The sequence below is a fragment of the Alloacidobacterium dinghuense genome, assembly GCF_014274465.1.
Taxonomy (GTDB): domain Bacteria; phylum Acidobacteriota; class Terriglobia; order Terriglobales; family Acidobacteriaceae; genus Alloacidobacterium; species Alloacidobacterium dinghuense.
In genome coordinates, this window is record NZ_CP060394.1 from 5,530,222 (window position 1) to 5,551,140 (window position 20,919).

At 56.2% G+C, this 20,919-nt stretch carries 20 protein-coding genes and 1 tRNA gene; 7 read left to right on the plus strand and 14 right to left on the minus strand.

The window, feature by feature from the left end; all coding sequences use genetic code 11:
- Positions 1-24: 24 nt before the first annotated feature.
- From H7849_RS23175 to H7849_RS23195, 5 genes are all read right to left on the minus strand, one after another.
- Complete coding sequence (locus H7849_RS23175) at positions 25-1,329, minus strand: dihydroorotase (RefSeq protein ID WP_186742856.1); 1,305 nt, start codon at positions 1,327-1,329, stop codon at positions 25-27.
- Complete coding sequence (locus H7849_RS23180) at positions 1,326-2,363, minus strand: aspartate carbamoyltransferase catalytic subunit (protein ID WP_186742857.1); 1,038 nt, start codon at positions 2,361-2,363, stop codon at positions 1,326-1,328. The genes H7849_RS23175 and H7849_RS23180 overlap by 4 nt, the downstream gene beginning before the upstream one ends.
- 87 nt (positions 2,364-2,450) lie before the next feature.
- Positions 2,451-3,026 carry a bifunctional pyr operon transcriptional regulator/uracil phosphoribosyltransferase PyrR gene (pyrR, locus tag H7849_RS23185; RefSeq protein ID WP_285288913.1) on the minus strand — a complete coding sequence of 192 codons (576 nt, stop codon included), beginning with the start codon at positions 3,024-3,026 and terminating at the stop codon, positions 2,451-2,453.
- 70 nt (positions 3,027-3,096) lie between these two features.
- Positions 3,097-3,759: a zinc ribbon domain-containing protein gene (locus H7849_RS23190; protein ID WP_186742858.1), complete on the minus strand. Its 663-nt coding sequence runs from the start codon at positions 3,757-3,759 to the stop codon at positions 3,097-3,099.
- Positions 3,760-3,814: 55 nt separating this feature from the next.
- Positions 3,815-4,408 (minus strand): hypothetical protein, encoded by a 594-nt coding sequence (locus H7849_RS23195; RefSeq protein ID WP_186742859.1) that lies wholly within the window; start codon positions 4,406-4,408, stop codon positions 3,815-3,817.
- A 398-nt stretch (positions 4,409-4,806) separates the two neighbouring features.
- Here H7849_RS23195 and H7849_RS23200 point away from each other — a divergent pair, with 398 nt between their 5' ends.
- From H7849_RS23200 to H7849_RS23210, 3 genes are all read left to right on the plus strand, one after another.
- Positions 4,807-6,585, plus strand: a complete 1,779-nt coding sequence (locus tag H7849_RS23200) for a FecR family protein (RefSeq protein ID WP_186742860.1) — start codon at positions 4,807-4,809, stop codon at positions 6,583-6,585.
- Between the two features lie 133 nt (positions 6,586-6,718).
- Positions 6,719-7,861 (plus strand): NADH:flavin oxidoreductase/NADH oxidase, encoded by a 1,143-nt coding sequence (locus H7849_RS23205; RefSeq protein ID WP_186742861.1) that lies wholly within the window; start codon positions 6,719-6,721, stop codon positions 7,859-7,861.
- Between the two features lie 81 nt (positions 7,862-7,942).
- Positions 7,943-8,443: a MerR family transcriptional regulator gene (locus tag H7849_RS23210; RefSeq protein WP_186742862.1), complete on the plus strand. Its 501-nt coding sequence runs from the start codon at positions 7,943-7,945 to the stop codon at positions 8,441-8,443.
- Between the two features lie 3 nt (positions 8,444-8,446).
- Here the strand turns inward: H7849_RS23210 and H7849_RS23215 are convergent, their stop codons facing one another.
- From H7849_RS23215 to H7849_RS23235, 5 genes are all read right to left on the minus strand, one after another.
- A complete protein-coding gene (locus H7849_RS23215) occupies positions 8,447-8,716 on the minus strand; it encodes a hypothetical protein (RefSeq protein WP_186742863.1) in 270 nt (89 codons plus the stop codon).
- Between the two features lie 402 nt (positions 8,717-9,118).
- Positions 9,119-9,838: a CADD family putative folate metabolism protein gene (locus tag H7849_RS23220; protein ID WP_251106434.1), complete on the minus strand. Its 720-nt coding sequence runs from the start codon at positions 9,836-9,838 to the stop codon at positions 9,119-9,121.
- A gap of 145 nt (positions 9,839-9,983) precedes the next feature.
- Positions 9,984-10,442 carry a hypothetical protein gene (locus H7849_RS23225; RefSeq protein ID WP_186742864.1) on the minus strand — a complete coding sequence of 153 codons (459 nt, stop codon included), beginning with the start codon at positions 10,440-10,442 and terminating at the stop codon, positions 9,984-9,986.
- A gap of 136 nt (positions 10,443-10,578) precedes the next feature.
- Positions 10,579-10,655 (minus strand) — tRNA-Pro (locus H7849_RS23230).
- Positions 10,656-10,706: 51 nt separating this feature from the next.
- Positions 10,707-12,956: a RelA/SpoT family protein gene (locus tag H7849_RS23235; RefSeq protein WP_186742865.1), complete on the minus strand. Its 2,250-nt coding sequence runs from the start codon at positions 12,954-12,956 to the stop codon at positions 10,707-10,709.
- Positions 12,957-13,078: 122 nt separating this feature from the next.
- On the opposite strand from H7849_RS23235, the gene H7849_RS23240 reads away from it, so the two are divergent.
- Positions 13,079-14,365, plus strand: a complete 1,287-nt coding sequence (locus H7849_RS23240; protein WP_186742866.1) for a class I SAM-dependent rRNA methyltransferase — start codon at positions 13,079-13,081, stop codon at positions 14,363-14,365.
- A 27-nt stretch (positions 14,366-14,392) separates the two neighbouring features.
- On the opposite strand, the gene H7849_RS23245 is transcribed toward H7849_RS23240, so the two are convergent.
- Both H7849_RS23245 and H7849_RS23250 read right to left on the minus strand, forming a co-directional pair.
- Positions 14,393-14,767 carry a carboxypeptidase-like regulatory domain-containing protein gene (locus H7849_RS23245; RefSeq protein ID WP_186742867.1) on the minus strand — a complete coding sequence of 125 codons (375 nt, stop codon included), beginning with the start codon at positions 14,765-14,767 and terminating at the stop codon, positions 14,393-14,395.
- On the minus strand, positions 14,764-14,955 hold the full coding sequence (locus H7849_RS23250) for a hypothetical protein (RefSeq protein WP_186742868.1): 192 nt from the start codon (positions 14,953-14,955) through the stop codon (positions 14,764-14,766). The genes H7849_RS23245 and H7849_RS23250 overlap by 4 nt, the downstream gene beginning before the upstream one ends.
- 151 nt (positions 14,956-15,106) lie before the next feature.
- On the opposite strand from H7849_RS23250, the gene H7849_RS23255 reads away from it, so the two are divergent.
- The 3 genes from H7849_RS23255 to H7849_RS23265 all read left to right on the plus strand — a co-directional run bounded on the left by H7849_RS23255 (position 15,107) and on the right by H7849_RS23265 (position 18,341).
- The gene (locus tag H7849_RS23255; RefSeq protein WP_186742869.1) at positions 15,107-16,576 is read left to right on the plus strand and encodes a M28 family metallopeptidase; all 1,470 of its coding nucleotides are present in this window, start codon (positions 15,107-15,109) and stop codon (positions 16,574-16,576) included.
- Positions 16,577-16,615: 39 nt separating this feature from the next.
- On the plus strand, positions 16,616-17,431 hold the full coding sequence (locus H7849_RS23260) for a rhomboid family intramembrane serine protease (RefSeq protein WP_186742870.1): 816 nt from the start codon (positions 16,616-16,618) through the stop codon (positions 17,429-17,431).
- Positions 17,432-17,684: 253 nt separating this feature from the next.
- Entirely contained in the window at positions 17,685-18,341 is a 657-nt protein-coding gene (locus tag H7849_RS23265; RefSeq protein WP_186742871.1) for a hypothetical protein, read from the plus strand.
- Between the two features lie 77 nt (positions 18,342-18,418).
- Here the strand turns inward: H7849_RS23265 and H7849_RS23270 are convergent, their stop codons facing one another.
- Both H7849_RS23270 and aspS read right to left on the minus strand, forming a co-directional pair.
- A complete protein-coding gene (locus H7849_RS23270; protein WP_186742872.1) occupies positions 18,419-18,781 on the minus strand; it encodes a four helix bundle protein in 363 nt (120 codons plus the stop codon).
- A gap of 70 nt (positions 18,782-18,851) precedes the next feature.
- Positions 18,852-20,723, minus strand: coding sequence for an aspartate--tRNA ligase (gene aspS, locus H7849_RS23275; protein WP_186742873.1), 1,872 nt, complete (start codon positions 20,721-20,723; stop codon positions 18,852-18,854).
- Positions 20,724-20,919 lie beyond the last annotated feature (196 nt).

Consider the following 20,919-nt stretch of genomic DNA (forward strand, 5'->3'; position numbering starts at 1 on the left):
AGCGAGAATTATTAGAGACACATCTCAACCGCTATAGACGATGCGCCCCTCGCTGATCGTTACCGAGACCGCGCCCAGCATCGTCCAGCCATCAAAGGGCGTATTTTTCGACTTCGATTTCGATGCCGAGGCATGGAAGGTCCATTGCTTCTTTGGATCGAAGATCACGACGTCCGCAAAAGAACCCACAGCAAGGCTGCCGCGCCCCTTTAGATTCAGTACGGCGGCAGGTTGTGTACTTAACAGAGAAATGATGCGGCTCAACGGCAGTTTATGTTTGCCATGCAACACAGCCATTGTCAGCCCAAGAGCGGTTTCAAGGCCCGTGATCCCATTCGGCGCACGCTCGAATTCCTGCTCTTTTTCGTGCGCGGCGTGAGGCGCGTGGTCTGTGGCGATCGAATCTACTGCGCCTTCGATAATGCCTTCCAGCATTGCCTCGCGGTCGGCTTCCGATCGCAGCGGGGGATTCATCTTGGCGTGCGTGTTATATTCCGCGACCGCCTCTTCATTGAGCACGAAATGATGCGGAGCGACTTCGCAGGTAACGTGCAGACCATTGCGACGTGCGCTCTTGACCGCTTCCAACGCCTTTGCTGTAGACAAATGTGCCACGTGCAGATGCGCGCGACCGTTCTTCATCTCGGCAAGCAACCGGATATCGCGCTCGACGAGGCTCGACTCGGCCTCTACCGGCATACCGCGCAAACCGAGACGGAAGGCCAGTGCTCCTGCATTCATCGAGCAGCCTGCAGTCATGCGCGTATCTTCGGCGTGTTGGATCACAGGAAGACCGGCACGGGCTGCTGCCGCAAGCGTCTGGCGCATGATTGCTTCGCCGAGGATCGGCTTGCCGTCATCAGTGACTCCGACAGCGCCTGCTGCCTTAAGCGCGCCATACTCGGTCAGCGCCTCACCCATGCTGCCACGCGTGGCAGCAGCGATCGGAAAGACACGAATCTGCGCGCCCCGCTCCGGAGATTGCATCCAGCGCGTCGTCTCCGGAGAGTCATTTACGGGAACCGTATTTGGCATGGCGCAGACTGCAGTGAAACCGCCCGCCGCTGCCGCCGCTGTGCCAGATGTGATCGTCTCTTTGTAGCCTTGTCCCGGCTCGCGCAGATGCACATGAATATCAACCAGTCCCGGTGCAACGACGAGTCCCTGTGCGTCGACTATTTCAGCAGCTTCTTGTTTCGTCGAGGCATTTAGCTTGCCCGGCGCATCCACCGCGGCGACCCGGCCATCCTTCAGCAGCACATCACGGTCAGCGTCGACGCCCGACGATGGATCAACAACGCGGCCTCCGCGAATGAGAATCGACTTCATTTGCGCTTTCCTTTCGTTGCCTGACCCGATGTTTTCGACGTGAGCGCGCGCACCAGCAGAGCCATACGAACCGAAACGCCGTGCCTCACCTGCTCGGCGATCGCCGATTGCGGGCCATCGGCAACCTCACTCGTTATTTCGAGGCCACGAATCATCGGGCCGGGATGCAGGATCAAAGCATTTGGCGCATGCGCTGTAATGCGCTCTGAGTTTGCCTGATAGCGCAGCTTGTATTCATCAAGATCTACATTCAATCCAGCCAGGCGCTCCGCCTGAATGCGGAGCATCATGACAATCTGAGATTGTTTCAGTGCTTTATCGAAATCACGCTCGATGGTGATGCCGGGGCCAGCAGAAGCAGACGCTTCGGGTAGCAAGGCCTGTGGTCCAGAGAGAAGCACGCGTGCGCCCAGGCGGGGCAGCATCAACATATTTGAACGAGCCACGCGGCTATGGAAGATATCACCGCAGATCGTGATAGTCACGCCCTTGAGCGTTATTTCAGAAACAGGCGTGGTCTTCGTCCCCCGTAGGCGACTCAGGATGGTGCGCAGATCTAGCAGCGCCTGCGATGGGTGCTCGTGCATGCCGTCGCCTGCATTCAGTACCGGAAGGCCTGTAGCTCGCGAAAGCATATATGGCGCTCCGGACGAGGGATGGCGCAGAATGACGCACTCAGCGCCAAGCGCGCGCAGCGTGATGCCTGTGTCCTTGAGCGACTCGCCCTTTTCAATGCTGGATGAAAGGGCACTCACCAGCACAGTGTCCGCGCCAAGCTGTTTGGCCGCCAATTCAAACGACGTTCTCGTACGCGTGCTCGATTCGTAGAAGAGCAACGACACGCGGCGCTTGAAGAGATGCTTCATGCGCTTTAAGGGATCTTCGCTCTCAAGCGTTGATGCAGCCTTAAGTATCGAAGAGACATCGTCCAGACTCAGATCAGCAACAGAAAGAACCGATCCTGGATGATGTGAAAGAGTTTGTGGCGTGCTGGTTGCGGTCGTTTGGCGCGGCTTAGCTGGCGATTTCGGCATGCGGATCAGTTGGGAACATGAGTCGTGCAGAAGTCTTGCTGTATTGCTGATAGTCAGTGTACGCGATTTGAAGCAACGCTCGCCTATCTAATCCACACGTTCGACGATCAACACCTGCTCATCCTTATCAATTTCGCGCAGCTTAACCTCGATAATTTCGCCGCTGCTGGTCTGAACCGTTCTTCCCACAAAGGTGGCCTCGATAGGCAGCTCGCGATGTCCACGATCGATCAACGCAAGGAGTTGCACGCGGCGCGGTCGGCCATGATCGAACAGTGCATCGAGCGCGGCGCGCACAGTGCGTCCGGTATAAAGAACATCATCGACGAGGACGACGTCACGTCCATTGACATCAAAACCCAGATCGCCCGGATTCACCACCGGGCGAATATCTTTGGTCGAGAGATCGTCGCGGTAAAAGCTGATATCGAGAGTGCCAATATCGACAGGGTGCTTTTCGATGTTGCCGATCAAACTAGCCAGGCGTTGAGCGAGAGGGACACCGCGCCGCTGCACTCCGACAAGGCCCAGATTTGCACTGCCATTGTTCTTCTCGATGATCTCGTGGGCGAGCCGGACCAGCGTCCGCTCAATCTCTGAGGCGGACATGATGCGGCCCTTCTCGCGAAGCACCGGTTTGGAGACTGTCTGTGTGTCTGTCATAAGTAGAGGCTCTTGCGGGATGATACGAGGCGCCAGCACTGCGCGGCAAGCAGGGCTTTATGTTTGATCATTACGAATGAAGGGAGACCCGCTTGCGCGCTCCCAGCACGCGGGCGCCAAGTACCCCGCCAATCGAGGAAAACGCGATCATCATGATCGCCGCAAATGAAGACATGAACAGGACAACTGCTGCATGCCCGTCAGGTGAAAGCCAGAAGTGAATAAACCAGGGGATTTGCTGCGCTGCCTCGGGGTTCTGATGCACCATCTGGTCGGTCATCTGCTGTGTAAGTGCAATCAGCTTTTGATCGATGGACGCACCGTGATGCAGACCGTAGCGTTCGACTACCATGCTCAAACCATCCACAAGCGTGGATAGAAAAGCAGCCAGCATGCCTACCAGCATGCCGATGCGCCACCCGGCTCCCGGACTGAGGATGGGTGCCGCTTTACGCTGATAGAGAGCAATGGCGCAAAATCCGCCAGCTAACACCCAGAGAATGCCGAAGTCAAACAGCGAACTAAGTATGCCTACCGGCAGCGCCACAATGAGAGCTGCCTGAACGGCAGGCCGCCACGCGATGAGCTGATTTCCCGCGCGCGTGCTCCCGTTTCCTTGGGCCTGATAGGGCTGCTGTTCGTCAGAAGGTTCGAAGCGTAGCTGCGGTGCTCCGCAATGCGGGCAAAAGATCTCGGGTGTAGCCAGAGTTGTGCCGCAGCGGTGGCAGGACAAGTCCATATCTTTGACCCTATCGCACCGGACAAGGGAACGCAACGCTACCGCAGTACTACTGGCTATCGGCTGAGTCGTTCTCTTCGACGGCGTCAGGCAATTGCAACTCCACCAGCGCGAACTTCGTATTGCCGCCGCCACCCTTCTTGAAGCCGACGAGGTGCTGATGATGTTTGGAACCGGCGCGCAGGCTCAAGTCGTCACCTTCGTCAACATGGACGTTCTTATTTGTGTCTCCGCAGGTCAGGCCCTCTCGTGTAGATGTTGGTGTGCCAACTGGAGTGTTGTGGTCGCATTCAATTACATCGCCGTAGCGTCCGAGCGACTTGCGATAGAAGGTCAGCACCTGATCCTGCGAATCTGGTGTCTGGTAGTTGACGACCTTCACCCGTAACTGCCATTTCCCAAATCCCAAATGGACATCGGCTGCCTTGTCATTGTCATGGTCCGGTACGATCTTTGCTCCCGGATACACCGGCAACCCAACATCGGCAGCGGTCATGTCGTTGGTCTTCACATGCAGTCCGCCCATCGGCGTGTCGATCTTGACGTTCTTGTCTTCACCATCTTTGGATTTATCGACTTGAATGCGGCAGCCCGAGGTAATCAGCAGAGCAAGCGCCAGGAAAGGCGAAACGCAGCGTTTCATTGATCTCTTTCTCCCTATGAAGGGATACGCTTCAGCAGAAGCATCCGTTCCCAACCATCGTAATCCTGCAGCGCCCAAAATCTTGTGCAATTTTCTTGACATATCTCCACGCCGGATACAACATATATGACGGCTGCTTGATTTGCTTCTATCCGTAGGGCAAGTTAACGCATTCTCTAGAGGAACCTACTTAGGGAGGGGTTCTTTGCGGAGGCAAAAAGATTGCGTTCATTGTTTGGCAGTCGCATTGGGATGTAATTAGGAGGCTTCCCACGCGCGGGAGCCTCTTTTTGTTGTACTCTGCCGCCCCATCCATTTCATGCGCGTCACCCCATCCATCTTGGTGTTACAACGACTGGGAACATGCTGGAAGCTTGTGTTTCGGAGGAAAGATAACGATGTCAGCCGGTAGAAATCTCCTCGCAGTGCTTGCCTGTGCGGTCTCGCTTGCCTGCAGCGCATCACCACTTCATGCGGATGCGGATGATCCGCCTGCAGTCGTTGGGCGGCTGCATGCCATGCAGGGAAGCGTTTCCGTTCAGCCTGCCGACGTGGACCAATGGAGCCAGGTAGCAGAAAACTATCCCGTCGCGACAGGCGATCGCATTTACAGTGATCAGAATTCTCGCGCCGAAATACAGCTGGGCTCAATGGCAGTACGCATGTGGCAGACGACCGACCTCACCTTCACGAATCTCGCCGATCAATTGACACAACTGGGCTTGGCACAAGGCAGCATACGGGTGCGCACGTTTTCCCTGAATCCCGGTGCGCAGGTTGAGGTCGACACACCGAACGGTTCGCTGACAGTTGTTCAGCCAGGCGATTTTCGCGTCGACTCCTACACCAGCGACGGCGGTACCGTGGTTACTGTCAACAGTGGGCAGGTGCAGGTGACAGGTCCGGGCCTCTCGGAATACGTCAACGCCGGACAATCGATCCAGCTTCAAGGAACCAATCCAATTCAGATTGCCTCCATCCAGGTTCCTAATCCGGATGCGTTCGATAGCTGGTGCGTCGATCGAGACCGGCACATCCTGAATGCGCAGGCAGGACAATATGTGGGCCGCAACGTAGTGGGTTACGACGATCTGGACGGATACGGCGCATGGTCAAACGATGCCGACTATGGTCCCGTATGGTACCCCGGTGGAGTCGCTGTTGACTGGGTTCCATACCGTTTCGGCCACTGGGTCTGGGTTGGGCCGTGGGGATGGACATGGGTAGAAGATGAGCCGTGGGGATATGCGCCGTTCCACTATGGCCGCTGGGCCTTCATTGGTTCGCGCTGGGGCTGGATACCCGGGCCGATCGTAGCTTATCCGGTGTGGTCACCTGCTTTTGTCGCCTTCGCAGGCGGTGGAGGATTTGCCGTAGGCGTGGGCGGCGTCGCAGCATGGTTTCCGTTGGGACCAGGCGAGCCGTTTTATCCCTGGTACCACTGCAGCACTACTTATATTCGCAATATCAACGTGACGAATATCAACATCACGCGCATCCGCAATGTGACTGTAGTCAACAACTACAACACCTTTATCAATCATGTGAACAACCTGAACGATGTTCACATCAACTACGCCAACCGCACACGCGCATTCACAGCAGTAAACGGGAACGCATTTGCTTCCGCGCATCCGGTGCGCGAAAACATGGTGCGCGTCGACCCGTCGCAGATTGAGCACGCCCAGGTCATCCCGCATCCATCCATTTCGCCCACCATGGAAGCCAAGGTTCCGCATCCGGTAAATACTGTTCGAGTAGCAACAACGCGGCCAACGTTGCTGGTTCATGGCGGCCAGGAAGAGCAGGCAAGGCCTGGTGCTCCTTTACAGAATGTGCCACGAACCCCAACGCATCAGGAGGCAGGAAATCTACAGCAACCGCGTCCCACGACTGGGAACCAGCCATCGAGGCCCGTTGTGCCTGAAGAAAACCTGAACCGTCAACAAACCGAGCCACGCCCGTTAGTCACGCGCACTCAGCCACCGCCTCAGCAGCCGAAGTTCGAAGAAAAGCAGAAGGCGATGGATTCGCATCCCGGACGCCCACTCGAACCGCAGCAAATCGACAATCTGCGCCAAGGCAAGCCTGCGGGTGTGCCGCAGGATCGGGAGTGGCCATCGCATACGGAGTCCGTACCTCATCAGGAGTCACCGCGTCCGTCACCGCACCGCTAATACGTATTCGAGAGACAAGGCTGCGGTCGACACTGCGGCCTTGTCTCTATCCTGCGACCAACTCCTCTTCGCTGCATCTTAACGGGATAACGTTCGGAAGATGAGATGCTTCCGCTTTGAGGAGATCATTGCCATGGCCGCCGACAATGTAGCTAGTCTTTTTGCTCCGCTTGAAATTGGAAACATTACGCTGCCGAACCGGATCGTGGTATCTCCCATGTGTCAGTACTCGTCTGAAGATGGTTTCGCAAACGATTGGCATTTGGTACATCTCGGCAGCCGAGCGGCCGGCGGCGCCAGCCTGGTCATAACGGAGGCAACAGCCGTCACGGCAGAAGGCCGCATCAGCCCCCGTGATCTTGGCCTGTGGAAGGACGAGCATATCATTCCACTCAAGCGGATCGTTGATTTCCTGCATGGTCTTGGAGCCTTCGCCGGTGTCCAGCTTGCGCATGCGGGGCGCAAGGCAAGCATGAGCCCGCCATGGATGGGCGAGCGCATCATGGCCGTCGAAGAAGGTGGATGGGATGAAGTGGTAGCGCCCAGTCCGATTCCATTCGCACCACATTACAAGCAGCCGACACAGTTGGATGAAGCGGGAATCAAGCGCATCGTCGAAGCCTTTGCGCAGGCGGCTCGTCGTGCCGTGCTCGCCGGATTCGACGTCATCGAGATTCACGCAGCACACGGCTATTTATTGCATGAGTTCCTCAGCCCATTAAGTAATCATCGCAGTGACACATACGGTAGCTCGCTGGAGAACCGCTTGCGCTTTCTCATGCAGGTAGTGGATGCCGTGCGCGATTGGTGGCCCGAAGAAAAGCCTCTTTTCGTCCGCATTTCGGCAACTGATTGGGCCGACGCAGGATGGAACGTGCAAAGCTCAATCGCACTCGCCGCGCAATTGCGGCTGCGCAAAGTGGATCTGATCGATGTTTCATCGGGGGGGCTGGTTCCGGGAGTGAAGATTCCCGTTGGCCCCGGATACCAGACTCATTTTTCCGAGCAGATTCGCAGGCATACCGGAGTTCTGACCGGCACCGTAGGTATGATTACCGAACCAGCGCAGGCCGATCACATTCTGCGCACCGGTCAGGCAGACCTGGTGCTGATGGCACGCGAATTCCTGCGCGATCCCTACTGGGCGTTGCACGCAGCCGATGATCTCGGACAGAGAATCGCCTGGCCTGTGCAGTACCTGCGTGCCGCCGGCGGCGCTGTTCCGTCACGCGAACCGATCACGGCTGACGAAGCTGAGTCATTGCGTCTCGCATAGGCGATGGTTTCTATTGCATAAGCATCGGTCGGGTGGCCTATACTTCTGGGAGCGGCAGCACTTGGGCCATCCGGGCTTTCCATGCAGAAGCAAAAACACGCCACACAACGAGGAGCGGCATCCACCGCCATTCCAGACAAGCTGTACTTTCGCATCGGCGAAGTCGCCCGGCTTTGCAAAGTGCAGTCCTATGTTCTCCGCTTCTGGGAGTCGGAATTTCCTCAACTCAAGCCGAATAAGAGCGGAACTGGGCAGCGTCTCTATCGCAAGCGTGACGTGGAAATGGCGCTACAGATCAAGCATCTGCTGCACGAAGAAGGCTACACAATTGCGGGCGCACGCCAGTTGCTGCAATCCGAAGGGCGCGAAGCGCGCAAGGCACACAACTCGCAGTCAGAGCTTCCTTTGCGAGCAGAGTTGGCCGGGCTCAAGAAGGACAAGAGTGAAGTGCGGTTGCAACGTCTCCGGAAAGAATTAAAAGAGCTGCTGGGGATGCTTTCCGTTTCGCCGGCTCCGATTCCGCACGACCGCAAATCGAGAAAAACAACACCCATCGAGCGCCCCAATCTCTTCGGAGAATAACCGTCAGCGGCGCGAGTGGGCTGCAAGCTCGGACTCAATCGAGCCATGCGTCATGAAGCGCTCCATGGCCGTCATGGCGCAACTCTGCCCGCACAGGTGATATATGTCAGGGTTACGACTCTCAGCCATGTTCCACGGCAGCAACGTGAACCGATGAGAAGGCTGGCCTTGGTCGAAACAAGGCACATCACCCAGCATCACCATCCACCAATGATTGGCTTCACCCTTCTTCTTCCCACAGATATCGCACGTGAACGAGACGTCCCAGACCATGGCAGCACTCCGGCGAAGCGATTGTAGAGATACAGTACCCCAGTTTCGGCGGGAACTCGTGTGAAAAGTTGCGCTGGGAATTTGTCCTATTACTGGGCAATAATAGACGCGAAGGCGGCATCTAAGGGTCTTATGTCCTTTAGTAATCCTGTTATGCTTTGCCCTGATTGCTATTCCGATCGCTTTCGCCTCTCCAGGCTTCGTCTGCGGGATGTTCCTCTTCTCATGGCACTTAAATATCCCGTTCGCTGCAAGAATTGCCAGATGCGGATTCATACCACGCTGCCACAGGCGCTGGTTGCTGCGCGCAAGCGTGGGACATCTTCTCCGGAACCGACGTCACTTCAAAAGTAAAAGGGTGCGATGCGATCGCACCCTCTAAGTTCAGTTTTGGAAGTCGCGTCAGGCGTTTGCCGTTGTGAGAGACCTGCGCGCCTGTCGATTCCGCTCCACGCCATCAAGGGCAAACCATAACGCAGCCGCAGTCTGCTCTGCCGCCGTGAGCGCCTCCGGAGCCGATTCCGGACTCTTGGCCAGTTCGCCGGCAATCAACGTGCGCCAGACATCGGCATGCAATACATCCGCTGTCTGATGCAATGTGAAATAGCGCATCGTAGCCGCGTCTGCGCCATAGTGGTCCTTTAGCCCAGCGGCCTTCTCATGCGCAATCGCCGGAACACGCGATTCATACGCATAGAATGCGGCCAGAGCGGCTGCGGTACTCCCTTCGCTAGCAATGCTCCTGAATGAAGAGATCAACCGCTGAGTTTCCGGTCGTGGCGCACGTGTCTTCACCTCGACTTCGTTAGCCCCCATGCCTCTAGCGAAATCCATCCACAGATCGCTATGTGCCCGACCATCCGGCGCGCCGACGCCTTCTTCATCGGCAAGATTGGTGGCCACCATCCGCCGCGTCACACAGTCATCGAGCCGAGAATGCAGCGCGCTCAGATATGAGGGGAAAGCAGACACATGATGCCAGTATTCCGCGGCGTATTCCCTCAGATCTTCACGAGTTAACTCCCCTGCCGTCCAAGCCGTGTAAAAGGGATGCTTCAAAAGGTTATAGCGCTCGATGCGCTCTTCCGCCTGAACAAAAAACTCATTTCTGATGGCTTCCACTACTCGATCTCCTTAAAGCACCAGTCTAAGCCAGAATCGCTTGAAGAAAGTAACGAAAGCTGCGATAGGTGAAAGAAGGAGGAATGCTCACACGCGGATCGGATCTCATACAGTTACGCGAAGCCGCAGTACAAAGTACAAGCTGTCAGTCCTTGCGTTTCCAAAAATGACTGAACTGCGCCTTCGTGTGGCTCGTTCCCATCACGTTGAAGGAATGGTTTTGCTTCGAATATATGACCTGCTGAATGCCGCCATGGATCGAATTTGAATTGTTGTAATGGCCGGTGCCCGCTCCGGCGTATTCCCGGCTCATTTTGATGTAGCTATGCCATTCCGGGTGGCCGTTTGACTGGAACCCAGCCGCTTCGAGCAAGCCATCCTTGGCTTGCCATGTGATTTCAATGGTTCCACCAGTGGACTCGTGTGTCCCATCATCCTTCACACGATAGGTCGCGTAGAGACCGGCCAGAGAAGCAAATTCTTTCGTCAGCGCCTGACGCTCTGACCATTTCCGCCATCTCGTGCCAATCTGCCAAAAACCAACAACCCCCAGTATCGCGCCCGATACCGATCCGATTGCCAGGCTAAGCCATTGGACTGTCATGTGTCACACTCCTACGCAATAAAGACGAAAGTCTTCGTAGGAGGGTACGCTCAGTTAACGCGCTTAGTTCCCAAAATTCTTTCTGAAGAAAAACGAAAGGAAAACAACAGATGTTAAGGGGGATATAAGTGTGAAATGGTCGGGACGGGCAGATTTGAACTGCCGACCCCTCGCACCCCAAGCGAGTGCTCTACCAGGCTGAGCCACGTCCCGACACGGGGGTCTTCCTCAGTGTACACGAGCGGAGCGGCCTTTGGCGCGACCCTAAAGCTTTTGCGAACGTTGCACATCGCGCACACCGGGCACGCGGCGGAGCCCTTGAACCAGCCGATTCAGGTGCCGCACATCTTCGGCGTCAACGATAAATTCGACGGTGGCGTCATTATTTGTGCCGGGCTTTGAGTCAACCGAACGGATATTTGTATTGTCGTCGCTGATCACAGCGGTCATTTCCTTCAGCATGCCGGCCCGGTCGTCGCAGTAGACAGTCAGCTTTACTGGGTAAGTCTGTGTGCGTCCGGGTGTGTCCTCGGTTGGGCGTGCCCACTCCACCGAGATGCGCCGGTCGGACTCATACAACAGGTTCTGAACATTCGGGCAACTGCGCGCATGCACGGCAACTCCCTTACCGCGCGTAACGTAGCCGATGATCTCTTCGCCGCGTATGGGATTGCAACATCGCGCGCGATAGACCAGCAATTCATTCTGCCCTTCTACCTGCAGTGAATCGGCGCCGCTCGCCATTGAGACGCGCTTGACCGCATCGGCAACCCCTGAGACGGCGGCATCGGTCTCAGCCGTTTGCTGGCTGGTGACGCCGGGTGCAAGGCGGTTGAGCACCTGCCGCGCCGAATATTTGCCGAAGCCAACCGCAGCCAGAAGGTCATTCGGCGTCGCTACGCTGTATTCAGCGGCAATGCGCTCGTAATCCGAATCCTCGAATTTCGAAAGCGATATCTTGTACTTCCTCGCCTCGCGTTCCAGCAGCTTGCGGCCAATTTCAATAGCGCGCTCACGCTGGTGCTCATTGAGCCAGTGCTTGATTTTGTTACGCGCGCGCGAGCTCTTAACGAAGGTCAGCCAGTCACGGCTCGGCGTGTGGCCGTTCTGCGTGACGACTTCAACAATATCGCCATTGCGCAGCTTGGATCGCAGTGGAGCCATCCGCCCATTGACCTTCGCTCCGATGCACGAGTGCCCGACTTCGGTGTGAATGGCGTAGGCGAAATCAAGCGGGCTGGCATCTTTGGGAAGAACGACGACTTTGCCCTTCGGCGTGAAGGTGTAAACCTCTTCCGGATACAGATCGATCTTGAGCGTCGAAAGAAATTCATTCGGATCGCTCATCTCGCGCTGCCATTCGACCAGCTGACGAACCCACGCCAGCCGTTGCTCATCACGTGCGCTGATGGGCGAGCCGCTGGCCTTATACTTCCAATGCGCTGCGATGCCTTCCTCGGCGATACGGTGCATCTCTTCGGTGCGAATCTGCACTTCGAATTGATGTCCGCCCTCGCCCATCACCGTTGTGTGCAGTGATTGATACAAATTAGGCCGCGGCATGGCGATGAAGTCTTTAATTCGTCCCGGTACAGGACGCCATATGCTGTGGATCAGCCCGAAGACGGCGTAACAGTCCTGCACGCTCGTCGTGATGACGCGCAGGGCAAGCAGATCGTAAACCTGATCGACCGTCGTGCGCGCCTTGATCAGCTTCTGGTTCACGCTGTAGAGACGCTTGATACGCCACTCGACGCGCGCCTTGATGTTGTGCTCGCGCAACTTCTCCTGCAGCAGCGCGTCTACTCCCGCAAGAAACTGCTCGCCTTCGCTGCGCCGTTCTTCGACGGCATCGTGCACCTGCTGGTAGGCATAGGGATCGACGAATCGGAAGGCAAGATCTTCCAACTCGCCGCGCACCTTGCCCATTCCCAGGCGATGCGCGAGCGGTGCGTAAATATCCAGCGTTTCGCGGGCAATACCCTGTTGCTTATCCGGAGGCAAATGCTCGAGCGTGCGCATGTTGTGCAGCCGGTCAGCAAGCTTGATCAGGACAACGCGCACATCGCTGACCATGGCCAGCAGCATTTTGCGGACGTTCTCCGCCTGGCGATCTTCTTTGTTCGCGAACTGGATTTTGTCGATCTTGGTGACGCCCTCCACAATGTGCGCCACCTGCTCGCCGAATTTAGCTGTGATGTCCGCAGTGGTAACCGGGGTGTCTTCGACGGCATCGTGCAATAGACCGGCGGCGATGGCCGTCGAATCCAGTTTCATCTCTGCGAGTACAAGAGCAACCTCAAGCGGATGAAGGACATACGGCTCACCGGAGGCCCGTAGTTGGCCCTTATGATGCTCCAGGCAAAATTCCCAGGCTTTGCGGATAATTTCTGTATCGTCGCTGGGGCGATTGGCGCGGACAGTCGCTATCAACTTCTCCACGCGGGGCGCAAAAGGATCGACTACCGGAACGGGCTTTGCGGGTTGCACTGACGCGCTTTGCGCAGTTGCCATACTTGATTATAGGCTTGGACTGCAATTACGGCATTACGGGAATCCGTTCCTGCCGCTGACTGTGCCAATTTAGGCAGCTTTCATTGGAGATCGTGCCATTTGCGCCGTGCGAAGATGAAACGATGCCTGCACGTAAGACAGAGAAGCATACGAAACGCAATCAAGCGGCACGGTCGACGTCTGCAACTGCGCCTCCGGTCGAGTTCAACGGTTCGGTAGCAATCATCTCCCGTCGTGCGGCGGATCGCATTCGCGCAGGTCATGTCTGGGTTTACCAATCGGACATGGAAAGCGTCGAGGGCGAGCCCTCGGGCCTGGTTGCAGTGGCCGATCATCGCGGCATTCCTCTTGGTACTGCGCTCTACAGCCCGGCCTCACAGATTACTTTGCGCCTGGTCTCGGCGAGCCTGATTGACTGGAAACAGTGGCTTGACCTGGTACGTGCGCGCCTTCAGTCCGCCATCCGCTTGCGCCTTTCCATGCTCAGCGCTCAGACCAATGCCTGCCGTCTGGTTTTCAGCGAGGCTGACGCGCTGCCCGGCCTGATTGCCGACAAGTATGGCGAACTGGTGATTCTTCAACTGCTCACCAAGCCTCTGGACAACGATGAAATCCGCACGCTGGCAACGGATGTACTTCACGAGGAGCTTGCCCCGGCAACCATTGTGGAGCGGCCTGACCCGCGTATCCGTGAGTTGGAGCAACTAAGCGCTCCTTCCGCAACGCCGCTTTACGCAGCGGAAGAGGAACATCCGCTTCTCAGCACGGATTTCCGGCTCAACGGACTGACCTTTCACTACGACGCAACTGCCGGGCAGAAAACCGGAGCGTTTCTGGATCAGCGCGAGAATTACGCCGCTGCTGCGCGCTATGCCCACGGAGAAGCGCTTGATGTGTGCACCTATCAAGGCGGATTCGCATTGCACCTTGCTCGAAGCTGTCCTCGTGTAACCGGAGTCGACGTTTCCCGCACAGCGCTTGAAGTTGCCGAGAAAAATCTTGCCGCCAATGCCGCTCAGCTCCATGCCTCGAACGTGGACTGGATGGAAGCGAACGCTTTCGATCTGCTCCGCGATTGGAGCGCTTCAGGTGCTGTTTATGACACCATTGTGCTCGACCCGCCCGCCTTCGCGAAATCAAAACGGGCCGTCGAGGGAGCGCTGCGTGGTTATAAGGAACTGAATCTGCGTGCGATGAAGATGCTGCGCCCCGGAGGCACGCTCGTGACGTGCTCTTGTTCGCACCATGTTTCCCTGGCTGATTTTCAACAGGTGGTAGCAACTGCGGCAGGAGACACTGGCCGCCGCGTGCGCCTTATCGAGCGACGCGGCGCCGCAGCGGACCATCCCGCTATCCTGACGATTCCGGAAACGGAATACCTGAAGTGCCTGATCTGCAGCGTGGAATAAGAACGTTCCACGCTTTCGCTAGTCCTTCTAGTCCTTCAGGTGTAGATCAATAAAGAGCTGCTTTTTTGAGTTGAACGAGCTGATCGTCTTCTTGTCGCTCTTCTTCCCCTTGTACTCAGCCCACAGCTGATAATCAACGTCGGGGGAAAGCTGACCGAAACGATAGCTGCCATCCTGGGTCGATATGAAGCTCTTGATGTTGTTCGTCTTCGAGTCCTGCAGATAGACGACCGCGCTGCTCTGCGGGACACTTTGCGCTCCGTATACTTTACCTTCGACCGACCGGGCTGCATCACTTTGGGCAAAACCAGCCAAGGGAACCAGCAGGCAAACTATAAATAACACCGTCACCGCTGCCCGCAGATAGCTCTGCCGCGCGGCAGTTTGAAAAAACTGCTTCATTCCTCGTCCTCTTCTTCGACTTCTTCGTCTTCGTCTTCGTAGTCTTCTTCTACTTTGGAAAGTTCAAGAGGATCCGTAGCTACGATTTCAAACTCCGTCCCGCATTCATCGCAGACGACCACGTCGCCTTCTTCGACTTCTTCTTCATCGAAGTCCAGCGCGCTCTCACATTCAGGGCAAATGGGCATAGTTCCTCCAAATTCAAAGTGGAGTATTAGGATGATTAGAACAAATTTCAGGATGCAACATCGTTAGTTTTTAACGAGAAGCAGGCAGCACGTCAAGCCGTTTACTTGAAATTCAACCATTCCTCGTCTAGAACCCTCTCTGGAGAAACTGATGAAAGTTCGCCTCAAACGACTCACGATGGCAGTAGCCATCGCAGCGGTGATTTCCGTACCCGGCGCCCATGCTTCCTCTGACAATACAACACGCGATCTGGATGCCGTTGGATCGCCGATTCGTCCTGCGCCCGCCGACCCTGCAATTGCACAGGCTTTGCAGCAAATCTCTCCACAGCAGATGCAACGCACGATTGAAACATTAGTTGGTTTCCACACGCGCAACACGCTTTCCAGCATGACCAAAGACCTCCCCGCAGGACAGGGAGCCAACGCCGCCGCCGACTGGATTGAGTCGGAATTCAAGCGCTACTCCGAAGCCTGTGGTGGATGCCTTGAGGTAAGACGGGACACCTTCACCGAAAGTCCACAAAGCCGTATTCCACAGCCCACCACCATTTCGAATGTCTACGCCATCCTGCGCGGATCGGACTCTGTCCAGGCCAAGCGCATGGTACTGGTCACCGGACACTACGATTCGCGCAACTCCGATGTTCTGGATACACACGGCGAAGCCCCCGGCGCGAATGATGACGCTTCCGGCGTTGCCGTGAGCCTCGAATGCGCGCGCGTCCTCTCGAAAATCAAGCCTCCGGCGACTATCGTCTTCGTAGCTGTCGCAGGTGAGGAGCAGGGTTTGAACGGCAGCCGTCACCTGGCCAAACTTGCCAAATCCGAAGGATGGCAACTGGAAGCCGTGCTGAACAATGACATCGTGGGCGGAAATACCACTCCCGGCGACACTCTGCAGAACAAATCGCTGGTGCGTGTCTTCTCCGAAGGCGTCCCGGCATCGGCAACGCCCGAGCAGGCCCGCCTCATCCAGTCCCTGGGCTATGAAAGCGATTCGCCCTCGCGTGAGCTGGCGCGCATGATCCTTGGCGTGAGCGAAACCTATCACGGCAATACGGGAAAATCGGGCACCGCCGGTTCTCTTGAGCCAGTCCTCGAATTCCGCCGTGACCGTTTTTTACGCGGTGGCGACCATACGTCGTTCAACGGCGAGGGCTTCGCCGCCGTGCGCTTTACCGAGTGGCGCGAGGACTTTAACCACCAGCATCAAAACGTGCGCACGGAAAACGGCGTCGAATACGGCGATCTGCTCAAATTTGTCGATTTCCAGTATGTGACTCACGTGGCTGCACTCAACGCTGCCACGCTGGCAACGCTGGCCTCCGCACCTCCTGCTCCGTCGAATGTTCGTATCGTGACAAAAAACCTCGACAACAACACCACACTCGAATGGAACAGCGCAGATGCTCCGTCCGGCACAAAGTACGAGGTGGTCTGGAGAGAAATGACATCTCCAACCTGGCAGTTTTCCAGCGATAAAGGGATTTCTTCAGCCGGCACTTCAGATTTTTCGAGCACGCTGCCGATTTCCAAGGACAATGTCATTTTCGGCGTGCGCTCCGTGGATGCGCAGGGTCACCGCAGCCCCGCCGTCGCGCCCTTGCCGGAACGATAGGCGAGGGTCGGGGGATTCTGAGAGAATAAGACAGCCTGTATGCCACGTTCTGCCGGAATCCTCAACTTCCCCGACTTCCGCGGTTTTACGCGCCGTCTCATTCTCTGGAACGTCGGCGCTTATTTCCTGCTGCTGATCCTGGGGCTGGTCGCTGCGCCGTTGGCCGCTGATGTCGTACGCTTCGGCGCGCTCATTCCCCCGCTGTTCCTGCATGGATATCTCTGGCAGCTCATCACCTATTCATTCCTCCATCAGGGGATTCTCGGGACAGCCCTCGAAATGCTGTCACTTTGGTTCCTCGGCAGCTTTCTCGAATCGAACCACGGCCCGCGCTGGCTGGCTGAACTATTCTTCACCAGCGTGGTAGGAGCTGGATTGACCGCCGTTGGCCTGAGCCTGGTCATGCGTGCGGATGCCTTCTCGGCCTTCGCCATCATGGGTTGCTTCGGCGGCATCTTCGGATTGCTGGTCGCCTTCGGCGTGCTCTACGGCAATATGGAATTCATGCTCTTCCCGCTGCCGATGACGATGAAGGCAAAATATCTGGTCATCGTGTACATGTTGATCGCCGTAGCCATGGTCTTCTCCGCGAGCCGGGTATATGCACTGGGTCAGTTGGGCGGAGCGCTCGCCGGCTACCTGTACATCAAGGCCGCGCCGCGTCGCGGGTATGCCATCGCCACAAGCGAACGCTACTTCGGCCTGCGCAACAACTTCTACCGCTGGAAACGCCGCCGTGCAGCGAAAAAATTTGAAGTCTACATGCGCAAGCAGAACCGCGATGTGCACTTTGATAAAGAGGGCCGCTACACGGGCTCAGAAAAAGACCCGAACGACCGCCGCTGGATGAATTGAAATGCCTAGAAGCAATCCCAGCGAAAGTCCTGTTAGCTGAGAAGCGGTCAGCAGATGAGCAGCAATGAAACAGTTGGTACCCAGAAAACACAAAATCTCATGTTGGCTAACCAGTTCCTTTCGCTGACCGTCTCTTAGCTGACCGGACCTTCGCTGACCGTCTTACCAGCTGACCGCTTCTTAGCTGAATCGTGTATCGTGAATATTTGCCGCTCTTTGCGACGCTTTAGAAATTGAGGTTTGAAGAACTAGCGTGATTTTGAGAATTCGCCCCGTTTTCGCAGCTCTGGCGCTTTTTGCATTCTCTTTTGTTTCCACGACACTTCGAGCGCAGGTGCAGGCCACCGCTCCTGTCACCACCCTGCCGCAGTATCAGCAGCGCTTCGACGTTTACGGCGGCTATTCCTATTCCCACTTCAATCCGGGGACGGGAAGAGGGGTTCCGGCCATTAACCTGAACGGCTGGAATGGCGATCTCAACGCCTGGTTCAAGCAGCTTTTTGGATTGGAATTTTCCATACGCGGCTATTACGGCACGATCATCGTGCCGCCGAACGCCTATAACGTAACCACATCCAACATGTCGGAGCATCTCTACCTGGTTGGACCAAATTTCCGGCTCATCCGCAAAGAGAACTATGCTGCCGGCTTCCACGTGCTTATTGGTGCCGCAGACGGCAATTTCGATCAAGGGTTCAAGAACTCCGGCGCCCAGCCCTTTCAGGTGGGAATCTACAACAACAAAGTCGCATTCGGCGCAGCTGCCGGAGCGTGGGCGGATTACAACCTCAACCAGAAGTGGTCGGTCCGCTTTACCGCCGACTGGCAGCCTACACACTACGGCTTCTCCACGCAGAACGAATTCGCAGGAACAGCCGGCGTCGTCTACAAATTTGGCTACCTGAAGTAAGCTAAGAGCCTGTCAGCTAAAAAGCGGTCAGCGATACGACGGTCAGCCAAGGTTCGGTCAGCATATTTTAAGAGCAGTTACTTCGTGCTGAGTGTGGTCAAAAGCCCATTGAGCATCCGAGCAATTTCTGTGCACTCTTGCAACAGTAGGTCCAGCTCTTCATTGCGAATAAAGCCGAGCTTAAAGGCAAGCTCGATCTGCGTCTCCATTTCAAAGAGAGAACCGCGTGCGTGTCCAAGAAATACCGCGAATGCCTTGTCCGAAAGACGACCATGTCCTTCGGCAATGTTGCTTGGCACTGATACGGCCGACCGCCTAAGTTGACTGGTAAGCCCGAACATTTCAGTCTTAGGAAAATTTTGGGTAATGCCGTAAATCTCCTGAGCCAACTTCATGGAACGTTGCCAGACCAGGAGGTCACGAAAATGCTTGGTTTTCATTATTTTTTAGCTTGCCGTTTTATCGCTGACCGCTTCTTAGCTGACCGGACTTCAGCTGACCGCTTTTCCGCTAGCTCTTGAGCACTGTTTTAATATGTAACTCTTTCAGTTGCGCATCACTGACAGGAGTTGGAGCATCGACCATCAGATCGATGGCCTTTGCGGTTTTGGGGAAGGCAATCACTTCGCGCAGACTTGAAGCCCCAGCCAAAATCATCACCAGGCGATCGAGCCCAAGCGCAATCCCGCCATGCGGAGGCGTACCGTACTGCAACGCCTCAAGGAAGAAGCCAAAGCGCGACTTCGCCTCTTCATCCGACATCCCCAACGCACGGAAGATCTGCTGCTGCACATCCTGCCGGTGAATACGAATCGACCCTGAGCCCAGCTCCAGCCCATTCATCGCGAGATCGTAGTACCGCGCACGCACGGCTGCCGGATCGGAAACCAGCCGGTCCATGTCTTCTTCGTGCGGCGACGTGAAGGGATGATGCGCCGGCATCCACTTGCCTGTCTCCGGATCGTGCTCGAACATCGGAAAATCCGTAACCCAAATCGGACGAAACGCAGCCGAGCCATCCGCCAGACCAGAGTTGCGCTCCGGCGAAGCCACCACCTGCTCCGTAACCGCAAACGCCCCATGCCGATCGGCATACTTCTTCGCCAGCTCAACTCTGAAATTTCCAGCAGCTGAATAAACAGCGATCTCGCGCTCGGAAAGCCGTCCCGCGCTCTTCGTATCGCTCGCCTGGATATGCGAAGCAGCATCTCCAGCGATGATGATCAAGAGGTCGCCATCTTCCGCCTTGGCCAGCTTACGCAGCTTCACAACTGCGTCCGGAAAAGACTTCTCCAGCCGCTTCAAATCGTCGATATACTTCGCGCCCTTGCGCGTATCGAAGAGCGGCTTGTTATCATCGCGTTCTTTGCGCGATAGCTCGCCTACTTTAGGAATGCGCAGAGCAACAACCGGCAGCGCCGGATCAATCGCGAGCGTCGCAAGATCGCCATCTGCAAACGCTGCCTTCACATCCGTCAGCCCAGGCAGGCGTAGATCAGGCTTGTCTATACCGAACTGCCGCATCGCCTCGTCATAGGTAATCTGCGGGAAGGGCACAGGCAGCGAAATACCCACAGCAGTAAACGCCGCTGACAAAAATCCTTCAACAATGCGGAAGATCGTCTTCTGCTGCGGAAACGTCATCTCGAGGTCGATCTGCGTAAACTCCGCCTGGCGATCCGCGCGAAAATCCTCATCGCGGAAGCAGCGCGCAATTTGAAAATAGCGGTCGAATCCCGAGATCATCAGGATCTGCTTAAACAACTGCGGCGACTGCGGCAGCGCATAGAAGCTCCCCGGATGCACGCGGCTCGGCACAAGATAATCGCGCGCGCCCTCAGGCGTCGACCGCGTCATCAGCGGCGTCTCGACTTCAAAAAAGTTTTGATCCGAAAGATATTGCCGCACCGCGAACGAGACTTTATGGCGCACCTCGAAATTGCGCTGCATCTCCGCGCGGCGCAGGTCGAGATAGCGATACTTTAGCCGCACCTCTTCGTTGCCAATGGCATCTTCGGCAGGAGAAAACGGCGGCACCTTCGTATCGTTCAGGATGCGAATCTCATCGGCAACAATTTCAATCTCGCCCGTCGCCATCTTGGGATTGATCGCATCCTTCCCACGCACGCGCACCTTGCCAATCGCCGCGACAACATACTCAGACCGCGCTTGCTCCGCCTTCGCGTGCCCCGCCGGACTCAGGTCCTTATCCAGCACCACCTGCGAAATGCCATAGCGGTCCCGCAGATCGAGAAAGATCAAATTGCCATGATCCCGGCGACGGTTCACCCATCCAAGCAGAACAACAGATTTCCCGGCGTCTTCCGCGCGAAGCTCGCCACAAGTATGCGTACGTTCGAGATTTCCTAAAAAGTCCAGCAAGATGGTTCCTTTAATTTAGTTAAGCGGATAGCTAGTTGCACGTAAGCCGTCTGTTACGCTGCGCATATAATTCCCCTACATTCGCCGTTTTAAAGAATGCGTGTTGGTTCTGAGGAGCCCTAAATTTCGGGCGCCCGAATACATCCTCCCAGATCAACACCACATTTCCGCGCAGTCCAGCTTGGGCTGAGCAAGC